At 61.9% G+C, this 20657-nt stretch carries 9 protein-coding genes; 5 read left to right on the forward strand and 4 right to left on the reverse strand.

The features are described 5' to 3' along the window. Window positions 1–70: 70 nt before the first annotated feature. On the reverse strand, window positions 71–2335 hold the full coding sequence (locus tag ACF8K2_RS02820) for a fatty acid cis/trans isomerase (protein WP_392463396.1): 2265 nt from the start codon (window positions 2333–2335) through the stop codon (window positions 71–73). Window positions 2336–2541: 206 nt separating this feature from the next. Here ACF8K2_RS02820 and metH point away from each other — a divergent pair, with 206 nt between their 5' ends. Together metH and ACF8K2_RS02830 are read left to right on the forward strand one after the other, a co-directional pair. Next, window positions 2542–6249 (forward strand): methionine synthase, encoded by a 3708-nt coding sequence (gene metH / locus ACF8K2_RS02825; RefSeq protein ID WP_392463376.1) that lies wholly within the window; start codon window positions 2542–2544, stop codon window positions 6247–6249. 86 nt (window positions 6250–6335) lie between these two features. Continuing rightward, the gene (locus ACF8K2_RS02830; protein WP_186556771.1) at window positions 6336–6554 is read left to right on the forward strand and encodes a DUF2970 domain-containing protein; all 219 of its coding nucleotides are present in this window, start codon (window positions 6336–6338) and stop codon (window positions 6552–6554) included. A 269-nt stretch (window positions 6555–6823) separates the two neighbouring features. On the opposite strand, the gene ACF8K2_RS02835 is transcribed toward ACF8K2_RS02830, so the two are convergent. Continuing rightward, window positions 6824–7912, reverse strand: a complete 1089-nt coding sequence (locus tag ACF8K2_RS02835) for an ABC transporter substrate-binding protein (protein WP_392463377.1) — start codon at window positions 7910–7912, stop codon at window positions 6824–6826. Between the two features lie 215 nt (window positions 7913–8127). Here ACF8K2_RS02835 and ACF8K2_RS02840 point away from each other — a divergent pair, with 215 nt between their 5' ends. From ACF8K2_RS02840 to ACF8K2_RS02850, 3 genes are all read left to right on the forward strand, one after another. Next, entirely contained in the window at window positions 8128–9780 is a 1653-nt protein-coding gene (locus tag ACF8K2_RS02840) for a nitrite/sulfite reductase (RefSeq protein ID WP_392463378.1), read from the forward strand. After that, window positions 9764–10258 carry a DUF934 domain-containing protein gene (locus tag ACF8K2_RS02845; protein WP_186556773.1) on the forward strand — a complete coding sequence of 165 codons (495 nt, stop codon included), beginning with the start codon at window positions 9764–9766 and terminating at the stop codon, window positions 10256–10258. The genes ACF8K2_RS02840 and ACF8K2_RS02845 overlap by 17 nt, the downstream gene beginning before the upstream one ends. 161 nt (window positions 10259–10419) lie before the next feature. Continuing rightward, complete coding sequence (locus ACF8K2_RS02850; protein ID WP_392463379.1) at window positions 10420–11991, forward strand: hypothetical protein; 1572 nt, start codon at window positions 10420–10422, stop codon at window positions 11989–11991. 63 nt (window positions 11992–12054) lie between these two features. On the opposite strand, the gene ACF8K2_RS02855 is transcribed toward ACF8K2_RS02850, so the two are convergent. Further along, a complete protein-coding gene (locus ACF8K2_RS02855; protein WP_392463380.1) occupies window positions 12055–16131 on the reverse strand; it encodes a dermonecrotic toxin domain-containing protein in 4077 nt (1358 codons plus the stop codon). Window positions 16132–16232: 101 nt separating this feature from the next. Then, window positions 16233–20567: an NEL-type E3 ubiquitin ligase domain-containing protein gene (locus ACF8K2_RS02860; RefSeq protein WP_392463381.1), complete on the reverse strand. Its 4335-nt coding sequence runs from the start codon at window positions 20565–20567 to the stop codon at window positions 16233–16235. Between the last annotated feature and the right edge of the window lie 90 nt (window positions 20568–20657).

Genomic DNA, 20657 nt, shown 5'->3' on the forward strand with positions numbered 1-20657 from the left:
ATCCGGGACCACTCCCAGAGTCGGACCGCAGGATGCCGGGAAAGATCAGCCGACCTTCCCGGCGGTCATGTCACAGGCTCTCGTAGCGGTTCATGTCCAGCACCCCCGCCTCCACCGGCTGGGTTTGCTTGATGAAGCTGTTCAGGTCATGGAAGTAGCGCCAGAACTCAGGGTGGCTGCGCCGCACGCCCCAGCGCATGACGATCCGTTCGAACTTGGCCGGATCATCGCGAGCCGCTTCCATGTCCTCGACCCACTCCGGCACATCGCTCGCCGGGATGTTGAAGATGAAGTTGGGATAGCTGCTCAACACCCCCGGATACAAGGTCAAGGTATCCAGCCCCGGCTGATAGCGATAAGCCTCGCCGAGCAGGAATGCCACGTTGCTATGCGCGCGGTTGCGCAGCAGGCTGTAGACCTCGCGCTGGCCACCCTGCCCTTCGATGCGCAGCATGGTCGCCTCAGGCAACTGGTTGATCACCTTCAAGCCCGCAGCTGGGCGCGAAACCAGGCGACTGAGGCTCTGTTCAACATCACGGAACTCATCCGTCATCTCTGGCCGCGAGCAGTACGCGCCGGTGCAGCGGTTGATCGGATCGGGCGCCGCGTTGAGGCTGCCGGTGCGCTGCAGCAGTTTCAGGCCAAAGTCGCGCTTGGGGTCGCGCTCATCGAGCTTGAGCCCGCTTGGGGTATCGGTGTCGATGTCCTCGTAATCGAGCCACATCTTCACCTTGCCGCTGTTCTGGTACCAGTCGCTGAGGATTGCCCCACGCTTGTCAGCCGGCATCAGGCGCAGGAAGTTGACCTCGGCGCCATTGCGGATCAAGTCGAAGTACAGACGCGTCTGCAACTGGTGCGAGACGTTGCCGAACACATCGAAGTTGACCGCCAATTGATAGTAGGTGCGCTCGAACAGCGGGTAGTCGAACAGCCAGGTGGTCTTGGGCACATCACCGATCAAGCCCTTGGTCACCGAGGCGCTATCGAAGTGGCGGAAGATGCTCAGCAACGCGTTGTCGTTGCCCGCCCACAAGGTCGACCAGCCCGGCGCCGGCAGTTCGGCATAGGCTTGGCGGCGCAGTTTCTCGTACTCGTTGCGCTTGTCGCGATAGGCGTGCCAGAGGCTCAGTACGCTGCCGACATCATCGATCTGGCCAGGCATGGCCAACAGCGGCGTGGCTTCGCCACGGTACTGGGCATCGGTGACATAAAGGTCATGTGCAGGCTCCTGGAACAGCGCCCAGAAGTTGTCGCGAATCACGTCGGTAGCGATCTGCCCGCGGCACACCGGGCCGCGAATGAAGGTGCGCACGAAGTACTCGGCGTTATCCAGCATGAACTGGTAGCGCGCCACGGCCGGAATCGCTTCGAAGGTCTCGAACGGGTTGGCCCGGTGGCGCGGGCCGTAGCCCGGCAGCGCGGCGGCATGCCAGTCGCCGCTGTAGAACAGCTGTTTGACCCGCTTGAGCTTCTGCGGCCCCATCGGGTAGGTGATGTGGGTTTTATGGACGATCACGCCCTGCACCGGCATCAAGCGGTAATAGAAGTCGGTGCCCGGTGGATCGTTGGGCCGGCGGGTGGCGATCAAGTCCACCGGCTGGCCGCTTGGCGTGCGCGAGCGCACCCACTGGAAGAAATGCCCCTGCTCGCCGCCGACAAAATGAATGTGCGCCAGGAACAGGTGCTCATACAGCCAACGGCCTACCAGCGCTTCGGTGGAACCTGGGCGATTGAGCAGCTCTTCCCAATCGGCGATCTGCTTGGCCTCGACTGCACTGGGCTGGATCGGCTGCGACTCGACCGGCGCACCGGCCGCCAGCCAACGCTGCAGGGTCTGGTACTCCTGATCGGTCAGGCCGGTGACCGCCAGCGGCATGCCCTCCTTGGGGTGGGCGCCGGCATAGGCGTCGAACTCATGGGGCAAGGGGCACATGTTGTTGCGGTTGAGCCCCAACACGATCTCTTCAGGGAGTTTGGCATTGGGCGTCAGCGGGGTCTTGTGCCCAAGCTCAAGCATGCGTGCCATCAGCGCGGCCTGGCTGCCCTGGCGATCAAGCACCGAATAGAAGCCCTGCTTGCGCCAGCCCTGTTCATTCTGCTCGTCGTAGAACAGCCGCGTGGTAGGCACCGCCTGACTGCGTTCGCCTTGATACACCGGCACCTTGGAGGCACCGCGCTCGGCGCCTTCGGCACTGCCCAGATTGAGCTGGCAAGCGGCATCGTTGCAGGCGTGGCAGGCGACGCATTTCTCGGTGAAGATCGGCTGGATATCCCGGGTGTAGGAGATTGCCGGGCTCGATTGCGGGGCTTGCCCCACCGCCAGCCCGCTGATCATCAGGGTCAAGGCGGTGGTTATGGCAAGTAAACAGCGATGCACCATGTGCAGATTGTCCTGGTTTCTAGTAAAGCCATCACGATTGCCTACCGGTCGCGGGGTGCGTCAACATGAGGGAAATTCATGCAAAAGCCCAGCATGCCTAAAAACCGCACAGCTTTGCTATCATTGCGCACCTTCTGTTATTCGCCCGACCAGGTAGTCCTATGTCCGACCGTAGCGCTCGTCTCCAAGCACTTCAGCAAGCACTCAAGGAGCGCATACTGATCCTCGACGGAGGCATGGGTACTATGATCCAAAGCTACCGTCTGGAGGAACACGACTATCGTGGCACGCGCTTTGCCGATTGGCCAAGCGACATCAAGGGCAACAACGATCTGTTGCTGCTGACCCAGCCCGATATCATCGCCGCGATCGAGAAGGCCTACCTCGACGCCGGGGCCGATATCCTCGAAACCAACACCTTCAACGCCACGCAGATTTCCCAGGCCGACTACGGCATGGAATCGCTGGCCTACGAGATGAACGTCGAAGGCGCGCGGGTTGCCCGCCGCGTGGCCGATGCCAAGACCTTGGAAACACCGGACAAGCCACGCTTCGTCGCCGGCGTGCTCGGCCCGACCAGCCGCACCTGCTCGATCTCCCCGGACGTCAACGACCCGGGCTATCGCAACGTCACCTTCGATGAGTTGGTCGCCAACTACATCGAGGCGACCCGCGGCCTGATCGCCGGCGGCGCCGACCTGATCCTGATCGAAACCATCTTCGACACCCTCAATGCCAAGGCGGCGATCTTCGCCGTGCAGCAAGTGTTCGAAGATGACGGCATCGAATTGCCGATCATGATCTCCGGCACCATCACCGACGCCTCCGGCCGAACCCTGTCCGGGCAGACCACCGAAGCGTTCTGGAACTCGGTGCGTCACGCCAAGCCAATTTCCGTGGGCCTTAACTGCGCCCTCGGCGCCAAGGACCTGCGGCCGTACCTGGAAGAGCTCTCGACCAAGGCCGACACCCATGTATCGGCGCACCCCAACGCCGGCCTGCCGAACGCCTTCGGCGAGTATGACGAAACCCCGGCCGAAATGGCCGCCGTGGTCGAAGAGTTCGCCGCCAGTGGTTTTCTCAACATCATCGGTGGTTGCTGCGGTACCACCCCGCCACATATCCAGGCTATCGCCGAAGCGGTGGCCAAGTACAAGCCGCGTGAAATCCCCGAGATCGCCAAGGCCTGCCGCCTGTCGGGCCTGGAGCCGTTCACCATCGATCGCCAGTCGCTGTTCGTCAACGTCGGCGAGCGGACCAACATCACCGGTTCCGCCAAGTTCGCCCGCCTGATTCGCGAAGAGAACTACACCGAGGCCCTGGAAGTCGCCCTGCAGCAGGTCGAAGCCGGCGCCCAGGTGATCGACATCAACATGGACGAAGGGATGCTCGACTCCCAGGCCGCCATGGTTCGCTTCCTCAACCTGATCGCCGGTGAGCCAGACATCTCCCGCGTACCGATCATGATCGACTCTTCCAAGTGGGAAGTGATCGAAGCGGGCCTTAAATGCATCCAGGGCAAGGGCATCGTCAACTCGATCTCGATGAAGGAAGGCGTCGAAGCCTTCAAGCATCACGCCCGCCTGTGCAAGCGCTATGGCGCTGCGGTAGTGGTGATGGCCTTCGACGAGGTCGGCCAGGCCGACACCGCGGCGCGCAAGCGCGAGATCTGCAAACGCAGCTACGACATCCTGGTCAATGAAGTTGGCTTCCCCGCCGAAGACATCATCTTCGACCCGAACATCTTCGCCGTCGCCACCGGCATCGAAGAGCACAACAACTATGCCGTGGACTTCATCGAAGCCTGCGCCTACATCCGCGACCACCTGCCCCACGCCCTGACCAGTGGCGGGGTGTCCAACGTGTCGTTCTCGTTCCGTGGCAACAACCCGGTGCGTGAGGCGATCCACTCGGTGTTCCTCTACCACGCGATCCAGAATGGCCTGACCATGGGCATCGTCAACGCCGGCCAGCTGGAGATCTACGACGAGATCCCGCCCGCGCTGCGTGACAAGGTCGAGGACGTAGTACTCAACCGCACCCCCGAAGGCACCGACGCCCTGTTGGCCATTGCCGACGACTACAAAGGCGGCGGCGCGGCCAAGGAAGTGGAAAACGAAGAGTGGCGCTCGATGCCTGTCGACAAGCGCCTCGAACATGCGCTGGTCAAAGGCATCACCGCCTACATCGTCGAAGACACCGAAGAATGCCGCCAGCAAGCGGCGCGGCCGATCGAAGTCATCGAAGGCCCGCTGATGAGCGGCATGAACGTGGTTGGCGACCTGTTTGGCGCGGGCAAGATGTTCCTGCCGCAGGTGGTCAAGTCGGCACGGGTGATGAAGCAGGCCGTGGCCCACCTGATCCCGTTCATCGAAGCCGAGAAAGGCGACAAACCTGAAGCCAAGGGCAAGATCCTCATGGCTACGGTCAAGGGCGATGTGCACGACATCGGCAAGAACATCGTCGGTGTGGTCCTCGGCTGCAACGGTTATGACATCGTCGACATGGGCGTGATGGTCCCGGCCGAGAAGATCCTGCAGACCGCCCGCGAACAGAAGTGCGACATCATTGGCCTGTCCGGCCTGATCACCCCGTCGCTGGATGAGATGGTGCATGTTGCCCGCGAAATGCAGCGCCAGGACTTCCACTTGCCATTGATGATCGGCGGCGCCACTACCTCCAAGGCGCATACGGCGGTCAAGATCGAGCCCAAGTATTCCAACGATGCGGTGATCTACGTGACCGACGCCTCGCGCGCGGTCGGCGTGGCCACCCAGTTGCTGTCCAAGGAGCTGAAGGCCGGCTTCGTCGAGAAGACTCGCCAGGAGTATGTCGAGGTACGCGAGCGCACCGCCAACCGCAGTGCCCGCACCGAGCGCCTGAGCTACGCCCAGTCGATCGCCGCCAAGCCCAAGTACGACTGGGCCACTTATTCGCCGGAGGTGCCCTCCTTCACCGGCGTCAAGGTGCTGGAGAACATCGACCTACGGGTGCTGGCCGAATACATCGACTGGACGCCGTTCTTCATCTCCTGGGACCTGGCCGGCAAGTTCCCGCGCATTCTCACCGACGAGGTGGTCGGCGAAGCAGCCACGGCGCTCTATAAAGATGCCCGGGAAATGCTCGACAAACTGATCAACGAAAAGCTGATCAGCGCCCGCGCGGTGTTCGGCTTCTGGCCGGCCAACCAGGTCGCCGATGACGACATCGAGGTGTATGGCGACGACGGCCAGACGCTGGCCACCCTGCACCACCTGCGCCAGCAGACCATCAAGCCTGATGGCAAGCCGAACCTGTCGCTGGCCGACTTCGTCGCGCCCAAGGACAGCGGCGTCACCGACTATGTCGGCGGCTTCATCACCACCGCGGGTATTGGCGCTGAGGAAGTGGCCAAGGCCTATCAGGACAAAGGCGACGACTACAGCTCGATCATGGTCAAGGCCCTGGCCGACCGCCTGGCCGAGGCGTGCGCCGAATGGCTGCATGAACAGGTGCGTAAAGAGCACTGGGGCTATGCCCGCGACGAACACCTGGATAACGAGGCGCTGATCAAGGAGCAATACAGCGGCATCCGCCCTGCCCCGGGTTATCCGGCCTGCCCGGATCATACCGAGAAGGAAACCCTGTTCCGCCTGCTCGACGGCACGGCGATTGGCCAGACCGGCCCAAGCGGCGTATTCCTCACCGAGCACTTCGCCATGTTCCCGGCGGCAGCGGTCAGTGGCTGGTACTTTGCCCACCCGCAGGCGCAGTATTTTGCCGTGGGCAAGGTGGATAAGGATCAAGTCGAGCGCTATAGCGCGCGTAAGGGCCAGGAGTTGAGCGTGACCGAGCGCTGGCTGGCGCCGAACCTCGGTTACGACAGCTGAGATTGATTGGGGCCGCTTTGCGGCCCCAAAAATCGAAAGGTCTACACTTGTCCCTGATCGTTTCTGAAAGCCTTCAGGAGCCCCTCATGGACGACTCAAGCCAGGGCAAACCGCCCACCTTCTGGCAAATGCTGCACAGCATTCTCGCCGCCGCCTTTGGCGTGCAAAGCGGCAAGAACCGCGCCCGTGACTTCACCCACGGCAAGGCCAGCCACTTCATCGCCCTCGGCACGCTGTTCACCCTGATTTTCATCCTGGTGCTGATCGGCCTGGTGCAACTGGCCCTGCACCTGACTGCCCGCTAAAACGCAATCCGCCCGTGGAAATCCCTTCCACGGGCGGTTCAGGTTGAATCCACGGTCTGAAGTTTTTGCGCTACTGATGGCTGACCCAATACACAGCGGTGACGACCACCAGAACGATCAGGCACAGGATCGCCCAGGCATCGACACTGCTGTCAGGCTTGCGGACCTTGGTTGAGTTTCCCATTGCATTGCCTCTTGTAGTGGTTATGGGAATGCACTTCACCACCAGCAGTTAAGACGAGCAATGCCCTTCCCTCAAGCAGGGTTTTTCAATAGTCGACGGGTGACGTAAGAAAAGGATACTGATAATCGGCCGGGCGCCCCTCAGCGCTGTAGCGCTGGAAATCAACGCCATGATCGTCCTCCTCCAGCAGCTTGAGCCAACGCCTGGCCTTGGCCTGATCGATCGATTGCAGCACGGGCAGGCTGTGCTCGCGCAGGCCGTCACGGTTGATCGCCAGCCCCTGGGCATCATCGTGCAGCATCACCATGGCCCAACCACCCACACTGAAGTGTCCGCCCATCAACACCCCCAGGCGCCCATCGATCCGCGCCCGCAGGGCTTCTGGCGAGCTGTTGACGGCGCTGAAGACGGTATCGACGCCTGGCTTGCGCCCAGCCGCCTCGAACGCCTGCATGGCGCCGAATGCCATTTCGTCATTGGCCGACCAGACCAGCTGGACCTGCGGATAGCGCTCGAGCAGTAACTGGGCCTGTTCGTATGCGCGCTGGCGGCTCCAGCCGCCATACACTACCTGACGCAAGCGTACCTGGGGGAAATCGGCCAAAGCGCGGCGCATACCTTGCTCACGCAGTTGCGAGGCGGGGGTGGTCTTGATCCCGGCGAACGCCAGCAGATCCACCGGCCCACTTGAGCGCGGCAGCAACGCGACCATCTCGCGCAACATCTGGTAGCCAGCCTGCTCGTCGTTCCCGGTGAGGGTGCCCAATACCGGGGCATAGCGCTCAGGCTGGGCCTGGATACTGCTGGCCTGGGTCGCGGTCAGGCCGTTGTTGACCAGAAACAGCTTGACCCCGCTGCCACGTGACAAGCGGATGATCTCCGGGGCCACATATTGCTCGTTGACCAGCACCAGGTAATCAGGCCGCTGCGGCCCCTTGAGAATCGCCCGCGCCTGGCTCAGGGCAAGGTCCGCACGCCGCTCACTGTATTGCACGCGCAACTCCATCCCCAGGTCCTGTGCTGCCGCCTGCATGAAGCGCGAGTAACTGACCCAGAAGTTTTCATTGGAGTGACCCGGGTTGAGAAACACCACCGAAGCGGCCTGCGCGCCCGCTGCCAGGGGCAGGCTCAAGCACAGGCCCTGACCGACGGTGCGAAGCAGCGCCTTGAACATGAGGTACATCCCTGCGGAGCAAACCGCGGATTATACCTATTCGCCCCGACTGCGCGGATAAATGCCAGTCAGTCTCACTTAGTCCGTTTAGTTCTTTTCATATGCAAAAACATCACTTTAGCGCATAAATACAACCTGATATCGTTCCCCGGCTCCGAACCGGAGTGCGCGGCCGTGCGCGCGATTAGCTGCATGCAGCCTGAGACAGGACTTTTATGTACGTATACGACGAGTACGATCAGCGGATCATCGAGGACCGCGTCAAGCAGTTCCGTGATCAGACCCGCCGCTACCTGGCCGGTGAGCTGAGCGAAGAAGAATTCCGCCCTCTGCGCCTGCAGAACGGCCTCTATATCCAACGTTTCGCGCCCATGCTGCGTGTCGCGGTGCCTTACGGCCAGCTGAACTCGACTCAGGTGCGCCTGCTGGCGAAGATCGCTCGCGACTACGACAAGGGTTACGCGCACATCAGTACCCGCCAGAACGTGCAGTACAACTGGCCGGCGCTGGAAGACATCCCCGAGATTCTGGCAGAGCTGGCCACCGTGCAGATGCACGCGATCCAGACCAGCGGCAACTGCCTGCGCAACACCACCACTGACCAGTTCGCCGGCGTCGCCGCCGACGAAATCGTCGACCCGCGCCCATGGTGCGAGATCGTCCGCCAGTGGACCACCTTCCACCCCGAGTTCGCCTACCTGCCGCGCAAGTTCAAAATTGCCGTCAACGGCTCGAAGGAAGACCGCGCCGCCATCGAAGTGCACGACATTGGCCTGGAGCCGGTGCGCAACGAGGCCGGCGAGCTGGGCTTCCGGGTCCTGGTGGGTGGCGGCCTGGGGCGTACCCCGGTGGTCGGTTCGTTCATCAATGAGTTCCTGCCGTGGCAGGACCTGATCAGCTACCTCGATGCCATCCTGCGCGTGTACAACCGTTACGGTCGCCGTGACAACAAGTACAAGGCGCGGATCAAGATCCTGGTCAAGGCGCTGACCCCAGAAGTGTTCGCCGAGAAGGTCGAGGCCGAAATGGTCCACCTGCGTGGCGGTAACACCACCCTGACCGAGGCCGAAGTCGAGCGCGTTTCGCGCCACTTCGTCGACCCGGCCTACCAGGCCCTGGACAACGTCGACTACGCCGAGCTCGATCAACAATTCCCAGGCTTTGCCCGCTGGCGTTCGCGCAACACCCGCGCGCACAAGCGCCCTGGCTATGTGGCCGTGACCCTGTCGCTCAAGCCGACCGGCGTTGCCCCAGGCGACTTGACCGACAAGCAGCTCGACGCCGTTGCCGACCTGGCCGAGCGCTACAGCTTCGGCTTCCTGCGCACCTCGCACGAGCAGAACATCATCCTGGCCGACGTCGAGCAGCGCCAGTTGCATGCGCTTTGGCAGGAACTGCGCGAAAGCGGCTTCGCCACGCCGAACATTGGCTTGCTGACCGACATCATCTGCTGCCCGGGCGGCGATTACTGCTCGCTGGCCAACGCCAAGTCGATCCCGATCGCCGAATCGATCCAGCGCCGTTTCGATGACCTCGACTACCTGTTCGACATCGGCGAGATCGACCTGAACATCTCCGGCTGCATGAACGCCTGCGGCCACCACCACGTTGGCCACATCGGTATTCTCGGCGTGGACAAGAAAGGTGAAGAGTTCTACCAGGTCTCGCTGGGTGGCAACGCTGCGCGTGACGCAAGCCTGGGCAAGATCCTCGGCCCATCTTTCGCTCAAGACCAAATGGCTGATGTGATCGAGAAGCTGATCGACGTCTACGTTGAACAACGTACCGAAGAAGAGCGCTTCATCGACACCTACCAACGTATTGGCATCGACCCCTTCAAGGAGCGCGTCTATGCAGCGAATCATTAAGAACAACCAACTGGTCGACGAAACCTGGCACCTGCTGCCCAAGGAAACCTCGTTCGACGAGCTGACCAACTGCGACGACTACATCGTGCCGCTGCAGTTGTGGCGCGACCACGCGCATGCCCTCAAGGCGCGCGATGGTGGCCTGGGTATTTGGCTGGACAGCGACGAAGAAGCCGAAGAGATCGGTGACGACGTCGAGCACTTCCAGGTCATCGCCCTGAACTTCCCGGCGTTCACCGACGGGCGCAACTACTCCAATGCGCGCCTGCTGCGTGACCGCTACCAGTTCAAAGGTGAGCTGCGTGCCATCGGTGACGTACTGCGCGACCAGCTGTTCTTCCTGGCTCGCTGCGGCTTCGACGCATTCGCCATTCGCGCCGACAAGGATCCAGTGGATGCCCTTGAGGGCCTGAAAGACTTCTCGGTGACCTACCAGGCCGCCACTGACGAACCGCTGCCGCTGTTCCGTCGACGCTGATCGTTATCGCTTCACCCTCCAGCCCGCCCTTGAGCGGGCTGGTTGGTTTTAGCGCTGCCAGTAATCTCTGGCTGAACTCGTTAAACGCAATAAACCCTCAGGTTTCCTAGTGGCATGCCGATATCAAGGGCTACAGCCTAAGATCTGCACGGAAGCCGACCATGAATGCGATCACTGCCGCACAGCGCTTCACACCTGTCTACACGCCACCGGTGCGTGCGCTGGCGCCCATTAGCACCAACACCCAGAGCAGCACCGCCGCAGCCACACCCAGCACCAGCGTGAGCCTTGGCCAGAGTCAAACCACGCCCGTGCAAACCTACAGCCCCAACGGCTTGGCCAGCACTGGCCAGGTGCGCTACATCTGGGAAAAAGACAGCGGCAACAAGCTCGGCACGGCCATGACCATCGCGGTGCAAGCCTCGTCCAATGGCGGCCGCTTCGCCGGCATTGGCGCAGCGCTGCTCGACCAGTTGGCGGCCAATGGTGGGCGCAACATCTCGCAATCGGTGCTCACCTTCTCAGGCACTGAGCAACCTGATGCCACTGGACTGCGTCTGCAACAGGACAGCCTGCGGGAAAACGCCGCCAACACGGTGACGTTCAATCTCACCACGGCTTCCGGCGCTACAGTGACGCTGTCGTTGGCCAGCGGCGAACAAGGGCTGGCGGTAAGCGCAGAAGTTCAAAACGGCCAATTGAGCGCAGACGAGCTCAAGGGCCTGGCCGGGCTGGCGGACGGTTTCCAGTCCGCCCTCAACGGCCTGACCCAAGTACCACCGAGGGTACAGATTGGCGACTTGGTAAAGGTCGATCCTGCGCTGTTCAGCTCACTACAGCTCAACGCCAGCCTTGATGTAGCCGGGGAAACACAGACCTTCGACCTGCGTCTGGACGAGCAGTCGCGCAGCCTGGCGCTACAAGGTCCGTCGGGGCGCGTACAACTCGACCTCGACGCTTCCAGCACCCGGCTTGGCAGCGCGGCGCAACGCCAGGCGGCAATCGACAACTACCTGAGCCAGTTCGACGCGGCGCAAAAACGTGGCAAGGGCGACGAGAACCTGATGCGCCAGTTCAAGGACGCCTTCACTCAGCTCAATGCCGCAGACAATGGCAAGAAGGCGGTCAACGACCGTATCTCGCTGATCGATACCGGCTCGCGCGCCTTGCTCAGTGGCCTGGCGGACTTTTCCGCCTCGATCAGCCAGACACCAGGGCAAAGCAACCCCCTGCACCCCGAGGAATCAGACCGCTTCAGCTATCGTGCTTCGCAGTCGACCAGCCTCAAGGGCAGTGGCTTGAACCGCTCAGTGCAACAAGACCAGCAAGCTGAACTCAAGGCTGCCTATCACAAAGGCCTGAACCCCCTGGTGGACATGCAGCTTGGGATGGACCGCGAGTCGCAGAACTACAGCTACCACGAGATCAACGACCAATCGAGCAGCTCCACCCGCCTGGCCTATGACAAAGGCCGGCTGGTAGAAGCCAGCGCTACTCAGCAAGCCAGCCAGAGCGAGCGGGTGCGCACCTACGTCAAAGGTGAGCTCACCGAAGATGTGACCACACCGGCCTCGGCACGCCAGTCGCGCAACCTGCTGGGCGTGCTTGATGATGTGATGCGCCGTGAGCGCAACGCTCGCGAGCAAACCGGCGCCTCGATCCTCGATGACGCCTTGCAAAGCTTGCGCAGCCGCTGGCAGTTGCAATCGACGCCTTCGGCGATTGCCGCCTAAGCCTGCTTCACCCCGCGCTCATCCTGGCTTTTTGGCACGAATGAGCGCGGTGTCCCAGCCCTGTCAAAGCCTCTCTTGCTCCCAGGAAACACTGCGCCCCTGACGGCTCAAGGTATCGATACGCATCTGCGCAGCTCGCCAGCGCGCCATAGCCTCCTCCTCCAACGGATTATTGGCCAGATTGACCCGATGCGGATGTTGGTGAACCCACTGCAGGGCCTGTTCGCTCACCTCCACGATGAGATTGTCGGCAAGGTCTACATGCAGGTTGGGATGACGCTGCAGAAATGCCAGCGGAAATTCACTCAAGCGGGTCTCGCGCAGCGCCAAGTGACGCAAATGGTCCAGCTGGCGCAGCGGTGCAATACGGCCAATCGGGTTACGGCTCAGGCTCAGCGTTTGTAGGCGGCTAAAAGCCTCAAGTCGCTGCCCGCCTGGGAGATCAATGACGATCTGGTTATTGCCCAGATACAACTCGGTCAATTGCCGTAACCGCTCCAAACCGAGCGGAACTTCAGTGAGCTGGTTGGAGGCCAGGTTGAGAATCCTCAATTGCGTCAGATTACCAAGCGCAGCTGGCACCCTGGACAAGCTATTGCCGCCCAGATGCAGATGCAGCAATCCTGCTAGCTGGCCAAGCGAGTCAGGCAGTTCAGTCAGCTGATTGCCGCCCAGGCTCAACTGATTCAACCCGGCCATGTGCTCGATGCCCTGCGGTACCACCGTGAGTTGATTCCTGCTCAAGTTCAGATACTGCAACCCAGTCAACCGTCCGAGCTGCCCAGGTAGCGCCGTCAGGCGATTACCGCTGAGGTCCAGTTGAATCAGCAAAACGAGGTTTTCAAGGCCAGGCACGCCGGTCAGTTGATTGTCCTGCAAGTCCAGACGCAGCAACCGCGCCAGGTTTTCCAACCCTGGCAGCTCACTCAGCTGATTGTCATTGAGGCTCAACCGGGTCAACTGCGTAAGCTGCCCAAGCCCGCGAATCTGGCTCAGCTGATTGCGCTGCAGGTCCAATCGCGTCAAGCGCGTGAACAACGCCAGATCCGGAAGGGTGGTTAATTGATTACCGCCCAGGAGCAAGCTGGTCAGATTGGTAAAATGAGCCAAGAAAGCCTGATCAAGCGTCGCCAAACCGATGTTGCTCAAGCTGAGGTTGCGGATGTGAGCGAAGTGCACATTGGCCGGCAACCTGGGCAGCGTACCGACACGCTCGCCCTCGATTCTCAAGGTGCTCGTGCCACCGGGGCCAAAGTCGTGGGGTTCCCAGGCCTGAGCGAGCAAGCGCCCGACGCGCTGGCGACTGCTGTAGGTTGCGCCCGTGGCCTGGACGTACCAGCTCCACAGACTCGATCGCAAACCACGCACCTGGCTGCTCAGCTCGCTAAAGGCCGTCCACACCGTCCTTGCTGGGCGCTGTGCGAGCTGATGGGCCATCCAGGTCACATCCGCCGCGCGCCAATGCGGGAACAACTGACGCAAGCCGGCGTGGATCGAGCGCCGAGCGCTCTGATCTTCGGTGGTGAGCACGGGCCCAACTAGAATCCTGTAAGGCTTGCCACCGCTCAACGGGTAGCCCAGGCGGCCATCACCCAGGCGCACCGGCGCGCGCACACTGCCTTCGAGTGGCGCCATACCCAACAACTGTGCGACCTGCTCGCGGCGACTCGACGCGCGTCCTGCCAGTGCCTCGGCCAAGTGGTGTGCTGAACGCGCAGCGCCCCCCATGAGCTGCTTCTGCGCCTCATCCAGATGTAGCCACAGCGCGGTGAACAAGCTGTCGCTCGGCCTGGCAGTAGTCAGCAATGCGCCATTGGCTGACAGGGCGCGATAACCCTCCGCGGTCTTGACGATTAGCCGCACGTGCGCGGCCATGGCCGGGCCCGCCTCGGCCAGTAGCGCGCCGGTCGAAGTCAAGTCGCGTATCTCGATGCGCACTGTCGGCTGCCATGGCGCCCAGTCGGTGATCAGGCCCAGCGCCAGACGTTGTCCATCAGCGTTGATCGCCGAGGCCTGATAAAAACCGGCGCAGGCGCGGTCCAGTCGATAATCGCGGATCAACCAGCGCGCCGCAGTGGCCAAAGCCTGGGGTACGCGCTGGGCGGTAACCATTTGCTCGACTACCTCGTCACCTGCCTGGTCGACGATCTGTTGCGCTGCGCGCGCGGTCAGGCTGGGGAAGTCGCGACGAAGCAGCTGCTGCGCTGGCGTTGATGGCGATTGCAGGGCGTTGAACTGGTGGTCGAATGCAGTGCCGACCAGGTTGGGCTGCTGTTCGCGCAGTTGATAGGCTTGCCACGCGTCGTGCAAACGCGCCGGGGCGGGAGCGTGGTCCAGGTGCAAGCGGCGCAAGCGATCTTCATCGAAACCGGTAATGTGCATGATCCGCTCTGCACTGTGCTCGTCCAGTTCGGCCCAATGGCTGCCCAGGCGAGACATCAACAAACCCGCACCCTGCCACTCTTGTGGGGTTTCAAGTTCGTGGCGCCAGGCGCCTTCGCCGTTGTCCTCTAGCAACGGCGTATAGGCATCGGGATTCGTCGGATGCTGGATGCGTAGCCCAGCACCGGGAACAGCCTCGACCACTTGATAGGTTGCCAAGGGCGTGCGCAGCCGTAGCTGGCCGGCTACGAGTCTGCGCTCTCCCACCTTCAAGCCAAGGTCGCCCAGGGCATAGCCGGGCAGATCGGCGCTGATCAACTTGAGCGCACCTGTTGCGGTCTGTATCGGGATCAGCCCATCAACGTACGCAGACCGTTCGATCAGCCTACCTGCGGCAACGCCCACTGCCGCGACCGCCGTGCCAAACGCCAGGCTCTGCGCCACCCCCAGCAAATGATCCAGTGCACTCTGACGATCGCCCAAGCGCCAATCGGCATAGCCTTCATACACCTCGGCGGCAATCTGCAGGGCCGTGATACCCAACAATGGCAAGCCAAGCGCAGGTATGAACAAACTGGCCAAGCCAAGCACATTCAGGCCGCCGCTGGCATAGTCGCTCAGGCGTCTGTCGCGCTGCGCGCTGTCGACTTCGGCGCTGGGCGTAGCTAACACTCGCGCGTCGTCGAGCAAGGTGTCGATGCGCACTTTACGCAGATGGGCGAACAGTGGCGCGCCGATGCTGGAGTAGCGTCCGTCAAGTTCGATGGCAGCCGCTGTGTTGGCGCTTAGCAGAGCCTCCAGAGCCCTGCTGAATGCCACACGATCGCGCTCACTGATAAAACGCTGAAAAAAAGCCCTGTAGCCTGGGCTCTGCAACCGCCGGCCCAGATCTGAAAACAGCTCATCCCAAGTGCGGTAGCGGCTCAGCGCGCCTTGCGGATCATCTGGAATCCACGCCAGTACTCCCTCCAATGGCGCAGTGGCCAAACCATCGCGACGCACTTCGAATGCCACCGCCCCGCGTACTTGCTTACCCAGCACCCGCAGATCAAAAGGCAGCAGGCGCGATGCATCGGAAGCTACCACCCGCGCCTTGGACATGACCGCAAGGAACTGCAAATAGCTGCGCTGATCAATATCGCCGCGCAGCGCAGCGAGACGTACCGCCGCTTCAAGGTTTGCCCGCGCGCCCTCTTCCAACAAGGCTTCGATGTTCTTTCCCGCAGCGCCAGTCGCCGGCAGGACTGAGCGCAAATGCTGCTGGTACTGCCCACCGATGTCCAAGCTATGACACAACGCCATGAACGCCTGCACCGACAGCGGCAGCACCTCGCCATCGGCGTCCACCAGCACGGCAGTTTCAAGCCCACCCGAAGGCGCCGCTTCCGGCGCGGCGAAGTTCTGCAGTGCAGCTGCCAGCAAGCTGATTTCGCTGGTTTCCTGCACGCTCCTGCCCAGCCCGCCTGGCGCAACTGGGGCAACGATGACGCTGCTGGTGCGGCGCACCTTGGCCTGGCGTACATCGGCAGTGAGCGGCAATTGCGCTTGCAGACCACTGACGAGCACGCGTTCAGCGAACGTATCGAGCGGGGTGATCTTGGCAAACAGCGTCGCCAGCTGGTGCTGACTGCGCTGTTGCTGATTCAGGCTGCTGCGCAGCCGGCCGATGTGTTCTGCCGATGCGCCGGTCAGCCAGGCAGGCAGCCGGCTAGCAATCAGTGCATCAACACAATCCTGACGAAACAATGCAGCTGTCATGGGGCGCTCCTGTCCTTGATGAGAAGGCCCTAAGCAGACCATCCCACAAGCCAGCATCGGCACTACTTAAAGCAATGTCGCGCTGCAAGGTTTGCGCAGGCTCAGGACCGCTCGACCCTTACCCCTGTGCGCCAACGCGAGTCACGCTCATAGGCCTCACGGGTCAACCTCAGGCGCAAGGCCTGCTCGGCCGCTGCGCGCTCGGCCGACAACACTGCGACACGCTCCAGATAGACCCGCTCGCCAAGTGTCCATGCCTGTTCCAGCAATGCGCCGAGGCGCTCATGAAACGGCGCGTTGAGCGCCTCGAAGGCGTCGTTATGGACTGTCCTCAAGTACGCCTGCCAAAACTCGCGCGCCGCCAGCGACTCGCTCAGCGCAGCAATGGTCTCGGCCCGCGCTATAGAGGCGCGGGCAGCTATCAAGTGAGCTGAGCTGACGTCGCTGAAATGCTCATAGTGCATGTGGGTAGGCTGGCCAGGCAGATCCAGCAGCTTGGCCAAGCCGACGCGATAGGCCAGGTGAACCTCGACCTCATCGACCAAGGCTTCGGGAGCCAGGCGCAACCGGGTGATGTGCTCAGAAGCGATCCGATCCACTTGATCAAGGCGAAACAACTCACAGCCCAGCTGCAACAGAGCGGCCTCGGCTCGGCGATCGAGTAGCCCTGCGGTGCGCTGGACCACCAAGGCCCGTACCTCCAAGGTGCTCAAGATAAGCAGCAACTGGTCAGCGCAACTGCGCGGTCCTGACGCTTGCTGAAACACTGCCTCACGCACTTGGCTGTTCTGCACGCACGCTTCGATGACCTGCCACACCCTGCGACGCAGATCCACCGGCTGATTATCCAACTCTCGAGAGTGTGACAGGTCAGCCAGGAAACGGAAAAAATCCTCCGCGCCCTCCTCTGCGCCCAGGCGTTCCCACTGTGCGCTACGCCGAGCGCGTTCGGCGCCAGAGAGATTATCCAGCCAGATATCACGCGCTCGTGCGCCAACATGGGGGCCACGCGATAGGTAGCTGTGCGTCTGCATTAGCTCGTGCAAACGCCGCACTGCGTCCGCCGAGAGCGGGTTGTCATGCAGGTTGATCCGGGTTGGATGCACCTGCAGCAAGCGGATGGCCTCATCGCTGAGCTCGACGATAGCGTTGTCGCGAAGGTCAGCCAGTACCAGATTGGCATGACGCAGCACCGCCAGCGGCAGCTCGCTCAGGCCGCAATCACGCACGGATAGACTGTGTAGCCAGGCCAGCCGACTCAGCTCTGGCACACTGCCAATCGGGTTGTGATCCAGGGTGAGCACTTGCAATCGAGTGAGCCCAGCGATGCACTGGCTACCTTGTTCATCGATGACAATCCGGTTACCCGGCAAATGCAGCTCTTTCAACTGGGTCAAATACTCAAGCTCGGCCGGTATGGCAGTCAGTTGATTCGCGCTCAAGTCCAGATGCGTGACCCCGCCGAAACGGCTCAGGAAACCTTCGGGCATCGTTGCCAGATCCAGGTTGCGCAAGGTCAGGTGGGTCACGTGCGTGAAATCTACCGCCTCCGGCAGGCTGGGTAGCGAGCCAACCCGGATGCCTTGCAGGCTCAACTCGTAGCCACCGCTCGGGCCTGGGGTCTGACGCTGCCAAGCCCGACGGATACGCCGCACCACTTGCGAACGTCGCAACAACCGAGCCGGCCCACCGGCCTCACTGCGCCACGCGCTGAGCGCGCTACGCAGGCTGCTCTGCTGGCTGTGCAGCTCGCTATAGGCAGCCCAAGGGGTCATTCCACGCGCGCCTTCACTGGCAAGGTAGGCATCTATCTGCGCATCGCTAAGGGTGCCGAACAATCGCCGAAGCGCTCGGCGAAGCGCCAACCTGCTGGTGCCTGGCTGACGACCGCTGAGCGGGTAGCCCAAGCGCCCGTCGGCCAGGCGAAGAGGTGGCCTCATACCCCTTGCGACAGGAACCAGGCCAATCAACTCAGCACAGCGGCCACGCCGACTGACCGCCCGCTGCGCCAATGCCTGGATAAAGCTTGCATCTGACTGGGCTGCTTGTGCCAACCGGAGCTTCTGGCTAGCGTCCACATGTTGCAGCAGTGCCTGCGCCAAGGTGGTGCTGATGGTCGGCACTGGCCCATCGGCCGGAACGGTCTGATAACCGCCGCGACGCTTGATCAGGGTGCGTATTTCAGTGGCATCGTCAGCGCCTAGATAGGCCAAGCGCTCACCGCTCAGGCTTGACTGGCGAATCTCCACCCGCACGGATAGCGGCCATGGGCTCCAGTCATGCACCAATCCCAGTACCAACTGCTCAGTATCACGGTTGATCGCCTGGGCCTGGCTCAAGCCAGCACAAGCACGATCCAGACGGCTATCGTGCAAATACCAGCGAGCCTGCTCTGCCAGGGCCAGGGGTACACGCTGGTGGTGCAGCATCCGTTCGACCAGCAACTCTTGCGCATGCTCGACGATCTCGCGTGCACTGCGTGCAGACAGCCCTGGAAAATCTCGGCGCAGTATCTGCTCGGCTGGCTGCGAGGCTATCTGTCGTTCATTGAACACATGCTCGAACGCTTCGCCCAGCAGCGCCGGATAGTGCTCATGCAGGCGGTAACGCTGCACCGCATCGAGCAACCTTGCCGGCGCTGGCGCGTGCTCCAGATGAAGCTGACGCAAGCGCGCCTCGTCGAACCCTGTGCTCTGCAGCACACAACTGACAGCATGGTCGCTCAAGTCGCTCAGCGCGCTTCCCAGGCGCCGCAGTAGCAAGCCCTGGCCTTGCCATTCATGTGGATTCTCCAGCTCATGACGCCAACTGCCGGCACCGTTATGCACCAGGTAAGGTGTGTAGGCATCTGCCCGGTTCGGGTGCTCGATGCGCAGCTCGCCGTGTGCGACATCGCCGCGAACCCGATAGGCGCCGGCATGTGAGCGCAAATGCATCAGCCCACCCAGCCTGCCGCGCTGCCCGACGGCCAATTCCTCGGTTTCAAGTGCATAACCCAAAAGGTCGGCGCTGCATAACTTAAGCTGGCCGGCCTCGGTGCGTACCGCCTGCAAGTTATCGACGAAGGCCGAACGCGCAAGCAATCTATTGGCCGCCAGACCACTGCCGGCAGTCACTGCGTTGAGCGCAAGGTTTTCAGCCACGCTCGCCAAGTGCTGCAACGCCGCCTCACGATCGCCCAGACGCCAATCGCTATAGCCTTCATAGACTTCATTGGCCAATTGCAGTGCGGCGATGCCGAGCAGCGGCAAGCCCAGGCCGGGCACGAAAAAACTGGCCAACCCCAGTAGGTCCAAGCCAGCTGTGGCGTAGAACTGCAAGCGCAGCTCACGCTCAGCGCGATCCACTTGTGCAGTGGGCACCGCGAGTACTTGGGCATCGTCCAGCAGCGTCTCGATCTGCGTTTTTCGAAGGTAGGCGAAGAGCGGCTGGTCAATCGTCTGGGTGCGGCCATCGAGTTGCGCCAGACCCTGACGGATTGCGGCTTGCAGCGCCTGAGTAAAACCTGGCCGATCGCGCTCACTGATCAAGCCCTGAAAGAAATTCGCGTAAGCGGGGTCGCCCAACTGCCGTGCCAAAGCATTAAACAGCGCCTCCCACGAGACATACCAACTCAGTGCGCCGTGAGGGTCGTGGGCAATCCAGCACAGCACACCTTGCACTGCCCCACCTTCAGCGGCGGTTTGACGAATCTCAAACGCTACAGCCCCACGCACCAGCTTGCCTAACACCCGCAGGGTCATTGGCGTGACCCCGCCAGCGTCCCTCTGGGCCGGGCTGGGCTCCAGCAATGGCTGAATCTTAAGGTAGGTGCTTCTACTGATGTCCCCCTTGAGCAAAGCCAGGTGCACAGCTGCGTCCAAGCCAGCCCGCCACCCCTCCTCAAGCAGCGCTGCCATGGTGTTTCCTGCTTCACCGGGTGGGGTGAACAGGGCGCGCAAGTGGTTTTGGTAGCGTTCGCCCAGATCCAGGGTTCGACACAACCTCATGAACGCCTGAACCGTCAGCGTCTGCCGCTGCCCGAGCGCATCGAGCACCGACGAGCTTTCCAACAAGGCCAATGGCAGTGTTTCGCCTTCACTGAAGTTATGCAGCGCGGCCGCCAACAGCGGCTGCGTCCGGGTCACGATCGCATTACCTTCAGGCACGCCTGCCACATAGGGCGAAAAGTGCACCACTGTCTTTAGCTGTAACCTAGCTGTGCGCACATCGAGCATCAGTGGTGCTAGCGCCTGTTCGAGCAACGGCTCGGCGAATTGGTCCAGCGGCGTGACACGTTGGAACAACGCGCGCAACTGATGCTGTGCGCGCTGCTGAGCGCACAGGCGCTGATGCAAGTTGTTGACGTCAGCTGGCGAAGCTGTGGTCAGCCAGCTGGGCAGGCGGCTGGCGATCAGGGCATCGACGGAGTCATCAGGAATGGGAACGTTGGACATGTAGCGTGCTCTTCGGTGGCAAAGCCGCCAGCACATCATCCATAGCCACGACAACGGCGGTAGCTATGTCTGCGCCACCATCCGTTCACG

The sequence above is a fragment of the Pseudomonas sp. xss_2 genome, from assembly GCF_043104195.1.
In the GTDB taxonomy this organism is placed as follows: domain Bacteria; phylum Pseudomonadota; class Gammaproteobacteria; order Pseudomonadales; family Pseudomonadaceae; genus Aquipseudomonas; species Aquipseudomonas urmiensis.